Origin of the sequence: Candidatus Kuenenia stuttgartiensis (assembly GCF_900232105.1) — a bacterium.
Lineage (GTDB): Bacteria > Planctomycetota > Brocadiia > Brocadiales > Brocadiaceae > Kuenenia > Kuenenia stuttgartiensis_A.
On record NZ_LT934425.1, the window covers coordinates 2,730,128 to 2,744,287 of the forward strand.

9 protein-coding genes and 2 pseudogenes are annotated in these 14,160 nt (G+C 41.4%); all 11 read left to right on the top strand.

Annotated features, from left to right (window positions below; translation table 11 throughout):
- Positions 1-218 precede the first annotated feature (218 nt).
- The 11 genes and pseudogenes from KSMBR1_RS12750 to KSMBR1_RS12795 all read left to right on the top strand — a co-directional run bounded on the left by KSMBR1_RS12750 (position 219) and on the right by KSMBR1_RS12795 (position 14,102).
- Positions 219-1,922 (top strand): glutamine--tRNA ligase/YqeY domain fusion protein, encoded by a 1,704-nt coding sequence (locus tag KSMBR1_RS12750; RefSeq protein ID WP_099325678.1) that lies wholly within the window; start codon positions 219-221, stop codon positions 1,920-1,922.
- 841 nt (positions 1,923-2,763) lie between these two features.
- Positions 2,764-3,150: a hypothetical protein gene (locus KSMBR1_RS12755; protein ID WP_099325679.1), complete on the top strand. Its 387-nt coding sequence runs from the start codon at positions 2,764-2,766 to the stop codon at positions 3,148-3,150.
- Positions 3,151-4,114: 964 nt separating this feature from the next.
- Positions 4,115-4,846, top strand: coding sequence for a caspase family protein (locus KSMBR1_RS12760; protein WP_157820583.1), 732 nt, complete (start codon positions 4,115-4,117; stop codon positions 4,844-4,846).
- A gap of 11 nt (positions 4,847-4,857) precedes the next feature.
- Positions 4,858-5,316 carry a hypothetical protein gene (locus KSMBR1_RS12765; RefSeq protein ID WP_099325681.1) on the top strand — a complete coding sequence of 153 codons (459 nt, stop codon included), beginning with the start codon at positions 4,858-4,860 and terminating at the stop codon, positions 5,314-5,316.
- A gap of 193 nt (positions 5,317-5,509) precedes the next feature.
- The gene (locus tag KSMBR1_RS12770) at positions 5,510-7,246 is read left to right on the top strand and encodes an IS1634 family transposase (RefSeq protein WP_099323573.1); all 1,737 of its coding nucleotides are present in this window, start codon (positions 5,510-5,512) and stop codon (positions 7,244-7,246) included.
- Positions 7,247-7,393: 147 nt separating this feature from the next.
- Positions 7,394-7,648 (top strand): hypothetical protein, encoded by a 255-nt coding sequence (locus KSMBR1_RS12775; RefSeq protein ID WP_157820584.1) that lies wholly within the window; start codon positions 7,394-7,396, stop codon positions 7,646-7,648.
- A 216-nt stretch (positions 7,649-7,864) separates the two neighbouring features.
- Entirely contained in the window at positions 7,865-10,828 is a 2,964-nt protein-coding gene (locus KSMBR1_RS12780) for a type I restriction endonuclease subunit R (protein ID WP_099325683.1), read from the top strand.
- Entirely contained in the window at positions 10,821-11,717 is an 897-nt protein-coding gene (locus KSMBR1_RS12785; protein ID WP_197705193.1) for an ORF6N domain-containing protein, read from the top strand. Before KSMBR1_RS12780 ends, KSMBR1_RS12785 begins: the two co-directional genes overlap by 8 nt.
- Before the next feature lie 3 nt (positions 11,718-11,720).
- Positions 11,721-12,080 (top strand): annotated as a pseudogene (locus tag KSMBR1_RS21615) (BRO family protein); the annotation flags it as partial.
- 73 nt (positions 12,081-12,153) lie between these two features.
- Positions 12,154-12,420 (top strand): annotated as a pseudogene (locus KSMBR1_RS12790) (KilA-N domain-containing protein); the annotation flags it as partial.
- Between the two features lie 125 nt (positions 12,421-12,545).
- Positions 12,546-14,102 carry a hypothetical protein gene (locus tag KSMBR1_RS12795; protein WP_099325684.1) on the top strand — a complete coding sequence of 519 codons (1,557 nt, stop codon included), beginning with the start codon at positions 12,546-12,548 and terminating at the stop codon, positions 14,100-14,102.
- The last annotated feature ends 58 nt before the right edge of the window (positions 14,103-14,160 follow it).

Consider the following 14,160-nt stretch of genomic DNA (forward strand, 5'->3'; position numbering starts at 1 on the left):
TCATTTTAGAGAAGAAGTCTTGTACAAACAATGATAAACAGCATTTTCACCGTAACTATTCAGCGTAAATGATACACAGATCTGTGGCACAGGCATCTTGCCTGTGCGAAACGCACCTAAAAATGCTGTTGCTTAATGGTGTTAGAATGATAAAATTCAACCTTTAATTCAAAAGAATAAAATATCCATGACCTTCGGTCGCAAAGGAGTGAAATAATATGTCTACAGATAATCCTGCTTCCGGGATTGATTTTATAAGGGAAATTATTGCGGAAGATATAAAAACGAATAAACACGGCGGTAGGGTGGTTACACGTTTTCCGCCGGAACCAAACGGATACCTGCACATCGGGCATGCAAAATCAATTTGTCTTAACTTTGGTATTGCCCTGGAAAATAAAGGTGGTGTATGTCACCTGCGGTTTGATGATACAAACCCTTGCAAGGAGGAAATTGAATATGTTGAGTCAATTAAAAACGATGTACATTGGTTGGGCTTTGACTGGGGAACGCATCTTTATTACACATCCGATTATTTTGAAAAGCTGTATGAGTATGCGGTACAGTTGATACGGCTAGGCAAGGCCTATGTATGTAGTTTAAGCGCTGACGAGATAAGAGAGCACCGCGGCACCTTGACTCAACCGGGAAAGGATAGCCCCTATCGCACACGAACCATAGAAGAAAATCTTGATTTATTTACACGCATGCGCAACGGAGAGTTTGCGGATGGCGCTCAGGTGCTTCGCGCAAAAATTGATATGTCATCTCCCAATTTAAACATGAGAGATCCTGCTATCTATCGCATCCGGCGTACAAAGCATCACAGGACCGGCGATACATGGTGTATTTATCCGATGTACGACTTTGCCCACTGCCTTTCCGATTCCATTGAAGGGATCACGCATTCCATATGCACAACAGAATTTGAAAACCATCGCCCCCTGTATGATTGGATACTCGACACGTTAGGGGTGGAATGCCATCCGCAACAAATAGAGTTTGCACGCCTCAACCTCAGCTATACCGTGATGAGCAAGAGAAAATTACTTGAACTGGTAGAGGAAAAGCAGGTAAGTGGGTGGGACGACCCAAGAATGCCTACTATTTCAGGCATGCGAAGGAGGGGATATACACCGGAAGCAATACGCAATTTCTGCGAACGAATTGGAGTGGCAAAGAGAGAGAGCATGGTTGATATCGCACTGCTGGAACACTTTGTCCGCGAAGACCTTAATAAACATGCTCTCCGGGTAATGGCGGTATTGCGCCCGCTTAAGGTAGTCATTGTTAATTACCCCGAGGGTCATGTGGAAGAATTGGAGTGTATAAACAACCCGGAAGACCCAAATATGGGGACACGAAAGGCGCCTTTTTCCAGGGTTTTATATATAGAACAGGATGATTTCTGTGAAGAACCGCCCAAAAAATTCTTTCGCCTTGCCCCCGGGCGTGAAGTCCGTTTACGCTACGCCTATTTCATTACCTGTATAAAGGCAATAAAAGACGAAGTGACCGGCGAAATCAAAGAATTGCACTGCACCTATGATCAGGAAACACGGGGCGGTTCCGCACCGGATGGCCGTAAAGTCAAGAGCACAATACATTGGGTTTCTGCCGAACATTCAATTGAAGCAGAAGTGCGTTTGTACGACCATTTATTCATAAAGGAATCTCCATGCGGAGAAAAAGATGAAACTGATTTTAAAAAGTTTCTAAACCCAAATTCCCTGGAAATAATAGCTAAATGCCGTGTAGAACCTGGACTGGCAGATGCTAAACCCGGGAGCCGTTACCAATTTGAGCGCATAGGTTATTTTTGCGTTGATGCAAAAGACACCGCCAGTAAAAAACCTGTTTTTAACAGAACGGCGCTACTGCGTGATACGTGGGCAAAGGAGCAAAAGGCCGAAGTAAAATGACAAAGACTAAAATGCGCAGACTCCAGGCGGGCTCAGGTTGCAAACATGAGGTTTGGGTTCACACCTTGATCAGTGATTATAAGTCGGAGTGTACGAGAGTAGCTACTATGAAATAAAGTAACACTTTAGTCTTTTGAAACTGGAAATTATCCTTTGTAGTGCGACGAGGTTCGTCGCACTATTTGAGTAGACCCTATTCCTTATCGCACAACTTTTTTTTTGGTGCGACGAACCTCGTCGCACTACATGGTAGAGACAGGTTTGAAACCTGTCTCTACTTAGATAGCTCAAATGAGGAACGAGCCGCAACCGTTTATACCAAATGCTCCACCCCTACACTACTATCCGGCAAGCAGCAGCACTATTATTGGAATTGTTCAAAAAACTAAAGTGTTATGAAATAAAAGATATTTAAAGAAGATGAAGCCAATAAACAATTATAAAAGGTAAAATCACTAATCAAGGTGTGACCCTATTTTTCCAAAAGTACCCTCTTGCGGAATATCAAGGAAAATGTAATAATCCCCATTCCTTACAGACAATATACAAAAATGACGGATTATCCATGATAAATTATTTGTTTTTGAAGAAAAAGCAATAATAGAATAAGAATGTGTAACTTTATATGGTGTTATCTATAAACTTAACAATTACTTGTTATAGTGCGATAAAGAATTATACAAAAGCAGTCATCATGTTGCATTAGCAACACCCAGAAACGATGAAAATGGTTTTATAGCCATATCATATTGCGGTACATGTACTTAAGCTATTTTTTGTAGTCTTATTTTCGAGCCAGAATGATTATGAAACCCTCAATAAATGGATGTTATAGGGTCCTATGAATGATATTTTGGAAAAATTTGCATTTGCTCTTCTTGGAGCTTTTATTGGATATCTTGTGAGCAACCGACTCGCTATCGGAAGAGATAAAAGGAAAGAGTTTAATGAATTGATTAATCCAATTCGTAGTGAACTCTTAGCTATTAGAAATAACCCTCGCTTCAATTTGACAGGATCCTATGGCATAACCCTATCTCTAATTTGCGAACAGCTCCATTTTTGGAATAGACGTTCCTTTAAAAGGGCAATTGATAATTATGAGAAAAGTAAAGGTAGTGAAAACATTAAGTTAAATATAGATGGCATGGGTGGATGGGCTTACAAAGATACTGATTGGATTGTTCATGCTGCCAATGAACTCCTAAAGTATTTGAAGCCAAGGTAATACGAAAAAGCACTATAACCCGTCAGTTCAGGTAACAGCCAGGGCCGAGGCGTTTTTGTAGTTCGTTTTTATATTGAAATATTTTTGTTTTTATTGAGGTCAGTGGTAGCCCTGGCTGTTCCTGACTTCTATCGTTAGTCGCGACACGATGTCGCATAATTGATTGTACTAAAAGAAGATTTTCTTCTTGAGTGTACTAAGCATGTTCCTGCTTATTCCTACGTGAGCGTGCTACCATTGCGCTGACGACGGGGTGCGAAGCCTCACGGACAACGTACCGAATTGAGTCGAAATGGCGACAGGCAGACCCCTCCGGAAAACCTATCCGGTTAAGGGCTAGGAACGAATGATATGATGAAAATATATGAATGTCCGCACGCATCGTCAATGAGCGACAGACCTACTAGGTTTAACAGGTCGAAGGTTATTCCCCAGTGAATAGCATGTTGGTAAAGTTGCAAGTCTCTAACGTGCTTGCACGGAACTGTAGAACCACCGGTGTCCAGGACGCATCTAAGTCATTTACAGGGTCAATTATACGGAACGTGGAAACTCAGACCTTCGCCCTATGGGCAGGCTAACCGTGAGGCATGCTGTTGGAGGACTGGGGGTGAGATGCCATAAGGAAGCGAATGCTTTTCTGTAATGGAAGAGATACCGGTTGAAATATTACCGGCTCAGTAATGAGGCTGATAGTTGGCAGGTGCCTTATTACGTGAACATTGAATGAATCAGTTGAAAGAAGGGAACGCAAATGACGGGTGCTAAGCCTGGTGCCCCCTTCGTTTTTTTTGATATACTGACAGTCAGTTATTAACGTGAAGAAATTTATTAGCGGGTTTCTCCATAAGAGAAGCTTAAACAGGTGCTTGAGCTGTATGATGGGAAACTATCACGTACAGTTCTTAGGAGGGAATCGGGCAGCAATGCCCGTGACCTATCCGGTACAAAAAGGAGAAATCATATGGCGATATCGAGACAAGCAATACTAATTGGATCCCCAAGCGTAAAACCGGAACTTCCTGGCGTGACCACTGATATGGGGAATATTAAACAGTTTTTATTGTCGAATAAGGGTGGGGCTTGGAGGGCAGACGAAATAGTAACCCTTTCAGATCCCAGTTCCGCCGCTGTGGATGCGCAAATCGAATCGGCTAGGTACAAAGATTATGTTTTTATTTCTTGCTCTGGGCATGGTGAGCATCGTGTCGGAAAAGGTCTTGATGAAACGGTAATGTATGTAAAAGAAAATGAGACTGTTTCGATTAGCAGTATAAATCCTAGAAACAAACGTCACTTGGTCATAGTCGATGTGTGTCGAAAATTAATTAGAGTCGAGACAATGGAAGAAACGAGAGCCGCAATGAAGGCATTTATGAAAAGTGCGGCCATACCCATAGATTATAGAAAAATATTCGATGACGCAGTAATGGCTAACCCTGAAGGTCGTATTGTTGCATATTCATGTGATATCAACCAATCTGCTGGTGACGACGGCAGTGGCGGTGTTTTTACTCAAGAGTTGTTAGCTGCCCCGAAATATTTTTCGCCTACAAACAACAATCAATATGGCATTGTCAAAATAAATGCAGCTTTTGATCAGGCAAAAACAATGACATACGCAAAAAATGCACCTCAAAGCCCTGTATTTAATGCTGGGAGACGTATGGACTTTTACCCATTTGCTATTGTTTAAACGGTGAGAAAATGATCACAGATTACAACAAAGACAAATGGGGGCCACTTGAACTAAAACATCTAATTTTAGATACAGAGGAATTTATTGCCTTTATAGATCATCGTAATGATTTAGACTGGATAACAAGTAAAGAGTTTGATGCAAAAGGCCCGCAATCTCCAGAGAAGCATCACGAAATATTAAATACGGTTGCATTGTTGGAATGCAAACCAATTGTTCATCTTTCCGAAAACAACCAGTTAAATTTTAAAAGATTATTAGGTGAGGCTTTGGCAAGGAGCCTAAAGCATGATTACAAAAAGGCTTCGAGTATACTCGTCCATGCTGAAAACTTCCTTATGGATAGAGGTAAGGAAATATCGCGTCAATGGTATTTAAACCGAGCAGGTATAACCTCACTAATCATATTTGCAGTTGGTGTTCTCTTTTGGGTTTTTCGTGATTTAAGCATAAAAGTCCTAGCGTGAGTTTATCACGAAATAAGGTGTAAGACAAAGACATCAAGTTGCAATCCAATGATTTGTATCGGGTTGCGACTTTTTTTGTCTAAAAAATTATGTATACACTGAATAATACTATATTTATATTGCATTATATGCCTGTATATACTATTATACACGGAGTATTAATCTATTACGTATACACTAACAACTAATAGCCATGGCTACCATTCAATCTAAAAACTCCAGAGGTTATAAATATTGGTATATTGTCGAATCGCGGCGCGTTAACGGCAAGCCCAGGCCCATCGTCCTGGCCTATCTTGGCAAGGCAGACGATTTATTAAAACAACTGCAAGGTCTTACCGAAAAATTACGGCTCAAATCTTATTCACATGGCGCGGTAGCCGCATTGCTAAGTGTGGCCAATGCCCTGGACGTCCCTTCCGTGATTAATAAATATATAAAGTCGCCACGGCAGTATTGTGCTAAAAAACCTGTTCGAAATAATCTGACCGCCGGAAGTACCCTCTTGTTGGGTGCCGTGGGGAGAGTGTGTGTGCCTACCAGCAAAAGAGGATGGTGGGATTGGGCAAAGACGACTACTGCCGAATACTTACTCAGACACAGCTTGAGTAAAATAGACAGTCAGCATTTCTGGGATTTGATGGATGCACTTCCTGAAGAATCCATTGCAGAAATCGAGCGCGAATTAATTGAAAAGACATTTAAAACATACAACCTTCAAAGCGACACACTGTTTTTTGATACAACCAATTTTTTCACGTATATCGACACAACTAATCTGCGATGCACTATTGCCCGGCGGGGGAAAAACAAACAAAAGCGATACGATCTCAGGCAGGTCGGGTTGGCGATGGTCGTTACACGTAACGACATGATACCGTTGTTTCACCATACCTATCAGGGGAACATGGCGGATGCAAAGGTGTTCAGCGCGGTTCTTGAGACGATAAAAGACAGGATGACCGGATTAGGTTTCGACAGCAAAAAGCACACTATTGTTTTTGATCGTGGAAACAATTCCATGGACAATATGGCTATTGTAGAGAGATTGGCATTGCATTACGTTGGAGCGCTTACACCGTATCATCACAAGCAGTTGGTAGGGGATGCCATGTGTAATTTCAGGGAATATGACGTTGACGGCAGTAAGATACAGGTGTACCATGACAAACGGGTTATTTGGGGGCAGGAAAGAACCGTTGTCGTATTTATTTCCGAGAAATTAAAGGTTGGGCAATTAAGGGGAATGTCTCAGTCTCTGGAAAAGGCAGAACATCAGTTAAAGCTCTTACAGCAGCATCTGTGTAATCCAAAGGGAAAGATGCGGGACAAAGAGGGTCTGGAGGATACGATAAGAAGTGTAGTGAAATGTCAATTTGCGAAGGATGTTATCGATTGGTCGTTAAAAGAGGTATCTGAAGGCAAGTTTCAATTGAATTTTTCAATCGACCAGAAAAAGCTCGAAGAAATAGAAGGGGAACTGGGGTTCAGGATTCTTATGACAGACCATCACGATTGGGATACCGCGGACATTATAAAAGCCTACTATGGGCAATCAAAAATTGAACATGCCTTTAGAAATCTCAAGAACCCCTATCACCTTGCTTTAAAACCGCAATTTCACTGGACGGATCAGAAAATCAGGGTGCATTTTTTTATTTGCGTCCTCGGATACCTAATGGCGGCGATTGTGTGGTATCAGGCAAAAGCGCACGCACAATTTAGTGGAACGTTAGATACCCTGTTAGACACCCTTAATAATATAAGGCTTTCTGCTATGCTTGAAGAAACAAAGGCCAGAGGGAGAGTTAAGGCTACCTACAAATTGGAAGAAATGTCCGACAAGGAATCTCTGTTGATGAATGCGTTAGGCATTATGGATTTCCACAAACATCGGCTGAAACTTCAAGGACTCAGTGTATACAATTGATGTTGTGCTTAACGCATTGACTGTATTTATGTTACGTTGCTTCATGCCTTATTTTGTGATAAACTCACGCTAGGAGAATCCGCATTTATTATCAGTCTTGCAATGGTTTCTGGCGGGCTAGGGGCATTTTTATCAATTATTTTCCGAATGGGAAAAGAATCCATAGATTGTCTTGCAGGGAAAAAGCTCCATGAACTCGAAAGCATGTATCGGATAATAGCTGGAATGTTATCGGCCCTTTTGGCCTCATTGCTTGTGCGATCTGAAATGTTTTTGCCTGCTTTTTCTAAAATGAATCATATTGAATTGTCAATAATTGCTATAGGTTTCATCGCTGGTATGAGTGAAAGATTTGCTCCTTCAATACTATCAAAATTAGAAAAGAATAAAAAAATTGTATAACAATGCTAATTAACGCGCCGGTTATTGGCAGCGTTATACATTAATTAAGGTTGAAAAAGAAGGAATGTGTCATAATGAAAAGAGCTCGGCAAATCCCTATATTCGCTAATTGAATTGCCCGGCTTTAAAATACAGTCCATGGCCTTGGAAGAGAGAAACAAGAAGGATTGAAAGGTGAATGTGAATGACATCTGAAAGACAAATAGAAGAACTTTAATCAATAATCTTAAAGACCTTAAATACACATACCGCGATGATATTCTGGATAAGGTCTCGCTTGAAGCAAATTTCAGAGAGCACTTTCAAAGACTCAATAAAGTAAATCTGAATGATTCTGAATTTGCACGACTTAGAGACGAAATTATTACTGCTGATGTATTCACAGCAGCAAAAACATTGCGTGAAATAAATACTTTTCGCAGAGATGATGATACACCCCTGCAATATACCCTGGTTAATATCAAGGACTGGTGCAAAAACGAGTTCGAAGTCATCAATCAACTACGAATAAATACTGAAAATAGTCATCATCGTTATGATGTCATCTTACTGATTAATGGTGTTCCGGCTGTTCAAATTGAGCTTAAAACTCTTCAGGTAAAACCCAAAAGGGCGATGGAGCAGATTGTTGAATACAAAAACGACCCCGGAAATGGTTTTACTAATTCACTTCTCTGTTTTATGCAACTTTTTATTGTCAGTAACGAAAACAATACTTATTACTTCGCTAATAACCATAAAGACCATTTTGCTTTCAATGCGGATGAAAGATTTTTGCCCATCTATCAGTTAGCTGATGAAGCCAATAAGAAAATCACCCATTTGCATGATTTCGCCGAAAGGTTTCTTGCAAAATGTACACTGGGACAAATGATCAGCCGTTATATGGTACTAGTGGTTAGCGAACAGAAATTAATGATCATGCGGCCGTATCAAATTTACGCTGTCAAAGCTATTGTGGACTGTATTCATCAAAACAGAGGAAATGGCTACATCTGGCACACCACCGGAAGTGGAAAAACCCTTACATCTTTCAAGGCATCAACACTTCTAAAAGATAATCCCGATATTGAAAAATGCTTATTCGTGGTTGACTGCAAAGACCTCGATAAACAGACCCGAGATGAGTTCAACAAGTTTCAGGAAGGTTGTGTTGAAGAAAACACCAATACGGAAACACTGGTACAGCGGTTGTTATCAGAAGACTATGCTGATAAAGTGATTGTTACCACTATCCAGAAACTTGGTCTTGCCCTTGATGAAAACAGTAAAAGAAACCAAAACAGTAAGCAAAAAGGCAGACTGACCTTTAAAGAAAGGTTAATGCCGCTTCGTGATAAAAGGATTGTCATTATTTTTGATGAATGCCACCGCGCACAGTTTGGCGATAATCATAAAGCCATCAAAGAGTTCTTCCCCAAAGCACAGCTTTTCGGTTTTACCGGAACGCCTATATTTGAGGAAAACGCAACTTATAAACAAGTGGATGGTACCGTAGGCTCTTACAAGACAACCAAAGATATTTTTGAAAAACAACTGCACGTTTACACCATTACTCACGCCATTGACGATGGCAATGTCCTTCGTTTCCATGTGGATTATTTCAAGCCGGATAGCAAGAAAAAGGTTAAAACAGCAGATACCATCAGTAAAAAAGCCGTTGTGGATTCGATTCTTGACAAACATGACTCTGCCACTAATGCAAGACGATTCAACGCATTATTGGCGACAGGCTCAATAAATGACGCTATAGAGTATCATGAACTCTTCAAAGAGATACAAAAAAAGCGTGTACAAGAGAATGAAGATTTTACGCCATTAAATGTTGCCTGTGTCTTCTCACCTCCTGCCGAAGGAAATAAAGATGTCCAGCAGATTCAGGAGGATTTGCCGCAGGAAAAAGCGGACAACGAACAAGAACCGGATAAAAAGAAAGAAGCTCTAAAAGCAATTATTGTTGATTATAACAAGCAATACGGGACAAACCATCGTATTTATGACTTTGATTTGTACTATCAGGATGTACAGAAGAGAATCAAAGACCACAAGTATAGCAATGCCGATTATCCGCATAAAAACAAGATCGATTTGGTTATCGTTGTCGATATGCTGTTAACCGGCTTTGACTCAAAGTATCTGAATACCCTTTATGTTGATAAAAATTTAAAGCAACATGGATTAATACAGGTTTTTTCTAGAACAAACCGGGTGTTGAATGACACAAAACCCTATGGAAATATCCTTGATTTTAGAATGCAAACCAAAGAGGTCGATGAGGCCATCGCACTCTTTTGCGGTCAGGGTACAGAACGGGCTAAAGAAATATGGTTGGTTGACCCGGCTCCTGAAGTAATTGAAAAATACAAAAAAGCAGTAGCCGCATTAGGTGATTTTATGCAAGCAAGCGATTTGGTATGCGAACCACAAGAAGTTTATAATCTTAAAGGAGATACTGCGCGAATTAACTTCATTAACCGCTTTAAAGAAATACAACGTGTGAAAACTCAGTTAGACCAATACACCGATCTAACACCTGAACAAAAAGCGCATATTGAAACACTTATTCCCGAAGACCAATTACGTTCGTTCAGGAGCTCTTATTTAGAAACAGCCAAACAGTTAAAAGAAAGACAGCAAAAAGAAGGAATCAATGCAGATCCCTCTGTGCAGCAACTGGATTTTGAATTTGTACTGTTTGCCTCTGCTGTAATAGACTACGATTACATTATGAAGCTGATTTCCCGTTTCACACAAAACAAGCCGGGCAAACAGAAAATGACACGGGAGCAACTCATCGACCTGCTTAGCTCAAGCGCCAATTTGATAGATGAACGTGAGGATATTGTGGCGTATATTAATAGTTTGGAAGTGGGTAAGGGTTTAGACGAAAAGGAAATAAAAGAAGGTTATCAGAAATTTAAAACTGAAAATGCCGAAAAAGACATGGCGGAGGCAGCCTGCAAGCATGGGCTAGAGCCGGAAGCATTACAATCATTTGTAGATGCAATTATTGACCGAATGGTTTTTGACGGCGAAAAACTCAGCGATCTGATGGAACCACTTGGATTGAGTTGGAAAGACAGAACAAAAAACGAACTGGAATTGATGGAAGATTTAATACCGTTGTTGAAAAAACTTGCCGGTGGGCGCGAGATTGCTGGGTTGACAGCGTATGAGTAATCAATTATCAATAGAAAAAATAATATACACAATCCGAGACTTTCAGGTGATGCTTGATCGTGATCTTGCCGTACTGTATGACGTGGAGACAAGGGCTATCAATCAGGCAGTGAAGCGGAATATGGGCAGATTCCCTACTGAATTTTGTTTTCAGCTATCGGATGAAGAATTTGAAAATTGGAAATCACAGATTGTGATTTCCAATGAGGATAAGATGGGACTCAGAAGACCGCCATACGCCTTCACAGAGCAAGGCGTGGCAATGCTATCGGCAGTCTTACGGAGCGAAACTGCCGTAAAAGTAAGCGTCAATATTATGAAAGCCTTTATAGCGATGAGACGATTTTTGACGGAGAACGCTTATATATTTAAACGCATAGATACTATTGAGCAAAAACAAATAAGAACAGATAGTAAAGTCGATGAAAACAGTAAAAAAATTGAAACTGTTTTGAATGCAATAGAAGCGAAAGCGTTACCGCAACGGCAGGGCATTTTTTATGAAGGTCAAGTATTTGATGCTTATACATTTGTGTCTGATTTGATACGCTCGGCAAAGTCTTCGATTATCCTTATCGACAATTATATTGACGAATCAATACTTACTTTTTTCACAAAAAAGAAGCGAGATGTTACGGTTACAATCTATACAAAAAAAATCTTAAAACAATTCGCCTTGGATATAAAAAAATTTAACGAACAGTATCCTTTACTTTCAGTTAAAGAGTTCTCCAAATCACACGATAGATTTCTCATAATAGATGAAGATGCTATTTATCACATCGGTGCTTCACTGAAAGATCTGGGGAAAAAATGGTTCGCATTTTCCAAAATGGAATTCTCAGTGGCGGAAATGCTGATGAAAATTAAAGGACAAGAAGAGAAATGAACCACGAAAAATGGCGTTGAATATTGGCTGGCACGTGATTTACAGCACTTGCTGGGATATACCAAATGGGACAATTTTTTGAATGTAATCTCCAAGGCGAAAACAGCCTGTGAAGTCTCCGGGCATGAAATCCAAGACCATTTTGCCGACGTCGGGAAAATGGTTGATCTGGGGTCGGGCAGCCAGCGGGAAATTAACGATATCATGCTTACCCGCTATGCCTGTTATCTGATTGCTCAGAACGGAGACCCTGCCAAACAGGAGATTGCCTTCGCTCAGACCTATTTTGCTATGCAGACACGCAAGGCGGAATTGATTGAGCAACGCTTACTTGAATCCGAGAGGGTATCAGCCCGAAAAAAGCACCAAATAAGAGAACACAGCGCTCTCGTGGTTAACGGGTAGCAAATTAAAAGTTTTATTGAGGTTTGATATTATGGCTAAGATCAATGTATTAGATAAAGAAATCGCAATATATTCTTACAATGATGATGACTACATTTCTTTAACGGATATGGTTAAAAACATTGAAAACGGACTTTCTCTGATTGAAAAATGGCTCCGCAATAAAAACACTATCGAATTTATGGGAATTTGGGAAGAAATGTATAACCCGGATTTTAAATCCACCGAATTCGAGGGAATTAAAAATCAGGCAGGCTTGAACAGGTTTGTTTTATCTGTGAAACAGTGGGTAGAAAAAGAGGAATGAACCACGGAAGACCTAGCGCGGCCTTTGGCCGCAACCAAAAAGGTGATTTTTAGTTTATTATAAAGTATAGTAGTATCCTCGTAAATAGTAATCAGACAATTTGGAGGACACTACTTATGAATAAGTTGATGGAATTATATCGAGACAGGATCGTGGGTGCAATAAGCGGTCTGTACAGGATTCGTTTTCGCGGGACATTGCGGTGGTTGGCCAGTGAGCGTGGGATGGGAACATTCATGAACCAAGCGAGAATTCTGCTTAAGGATTTTTCCGGTTGGGTCAATGGGCTTACGGCACAGGTGCGAGACAGTTGTGAATCGCGGGCGAAAGATTTGGGTATCGAGGTGCGGTATTTGATGAGCAGCGGTGTTGATAAGGAGAAGTTGGCTCGCCAGATCGCGGCGGATAAGAGGATTACGGAAGGTTCCATCTGCCTGTTGAGTGTGGTAGAGCCTTGTATTGCGCCGATGGTCAAGGGCAACAAGGCCAGCAAGAAGCTCGAGTTGGTAATGGCGCCCCGCAAGTGTGTCTTTGTGTATCATTATTTTAATGATCCAGTGTTTGGTTTTGGTCATGTTCGTATCCAGAGTTGGGCGCCGTTTAATATTTTCATTTGTCTCAATGGTCGTCATTGGCTGGAGCGGCAACTTCAGAAGCAAGGTATTGATTATGTTAAGGACGGCAACTGTTTTGTGCGTATAGAGGATATTGCGGCTGCGCAGGTTCTGCTCCATGAGCAGCTTAAGACTGACTGGGCGAAGCTGCTGAACGGGCTTGCGTTAGGCAGTTGCCCGGCATTGTCGCAGATTCTTCGTCCGTTGGAACCGGAGTATTACTGGTCTGCGGATGAGACGGAGTGGGCGACGGACATCATGTTTAAATCGGTTGAGGCATTGGAGGAGTTGTTTCCATCGTTTGTTCATCATGCGATGCGGGTTTGCGACAGTTCTTCGGTGATGAAGTATTTGGGTAGGCGTAACCTTGCAGGCGCTGCCCCTGATGAGGTTATCAGCGACTATCGAAGACGCTATGAAGGTATACGGGTCAAGCACAGTGTGAATTATAATTCAGTGAAGATGTATAACAAGAGCGGTAGTCTCTTGCGTATTGAGACAACGATCAATAATACGCGGGACTTTAAGGTCTTTCGGAGTCCCAATGATGATGAAGGCAAACCGGCGTCATGGCAGAAGATGCGTAAGGGCGTAAGCGATCTTCATCGACGGTGTGAGGTGAGCCAACAATGCAATGATCGTTATGGGGATGCTTTGGCGGCGGCTCAGGTAGAGGAGAAACTGAAAGAAGTGGTGAGCAGCGCTTGTAACAAGGTTGTCAAAGAGGGCAAGAGGTATCGAGGTTTGAATCCCTGGCAGCAGGATGATTACCAGATGCTGATGTTCCTGTCCAAAGGCGAAAACGCGATAAATGGATTCCGCAACCATGATTTGCGTAAGTGGCTTTACCGGGAATCCGAACAATCCGGCAAGGATCAGCAAAAGAAATATTCCGGACGAACGACCCGACGGATAAAGATGCTGCGGGCACACGGTCTAATCCGCAAAGTTCCGAGGGCCAACCGCTATGTTTTGACGGAGAAAGGCCAGAAGTTCTCTTGTTCACTGATGACCGCTTCAGCCCTTGATATTAAAGCACTTACGGAAATGGCGGCATGAAAAACACGCATAAAAAACAAGAAATTGATGGATAGTAGTACGGAATATCCAGAAAGGC

Coding starts and splice junctions, on each gene's coding strand:
- KSMBR1_RS12770 (WP_099323573.1), top strand. CDS start 5,510: ATGGCTACCATTCAATCTAAAAACTCCAGAGGTTATAAATATTGGTAT.
- KSMBR1_RS12755 (WP_099325679.1), top strand. CDS start 2,764: ATGAATGATATTTTGGAAAAATTTGCATTTGCTCTTCTTGGAGCTTTT.
- KSMBR1_RS12775 (WP_157820584.1), top strand. CDS start 7,394: ATGGGAAAAGAATCCATAGATTGTCTTGCAGGGAAAAAGCTCCATGAA.
- KSMBR1_RS12750 (WP_099325678.1), top strand. CDS start 219: ATGTCTACAGATAATCCTGCTTCCGGGATTGATTTTATAAGGGAAATT.
- KSMBR1_RS12795 (WP_099325684.1), top strand. CDS start 12,546: ATGAATAAGTTGATGGAATTATATCGAGACAGGATCGTGGGTGCAATA.
- KSMBR1_RS12785 (WP_197705193.1), top strand. CDS start 10,821: ATGAGTAATCAATTATCAATAGAAAAAATAATATACACAATCCGAGAC.
- KSMBR1_RS12765 (WP_099325681.1), top strand. CDS start 4,858: ATGATCACAGATTACAACAAAGACAAATGGGGGCCACTTGAACTAAAA.
- KSMBR1_RS12760 (WP_157820583.1), top strand. CDS start 4,115: ATGGCGATATCGAGACAAGCAATACTAATTGGATCCCCAAGCGTAAAA.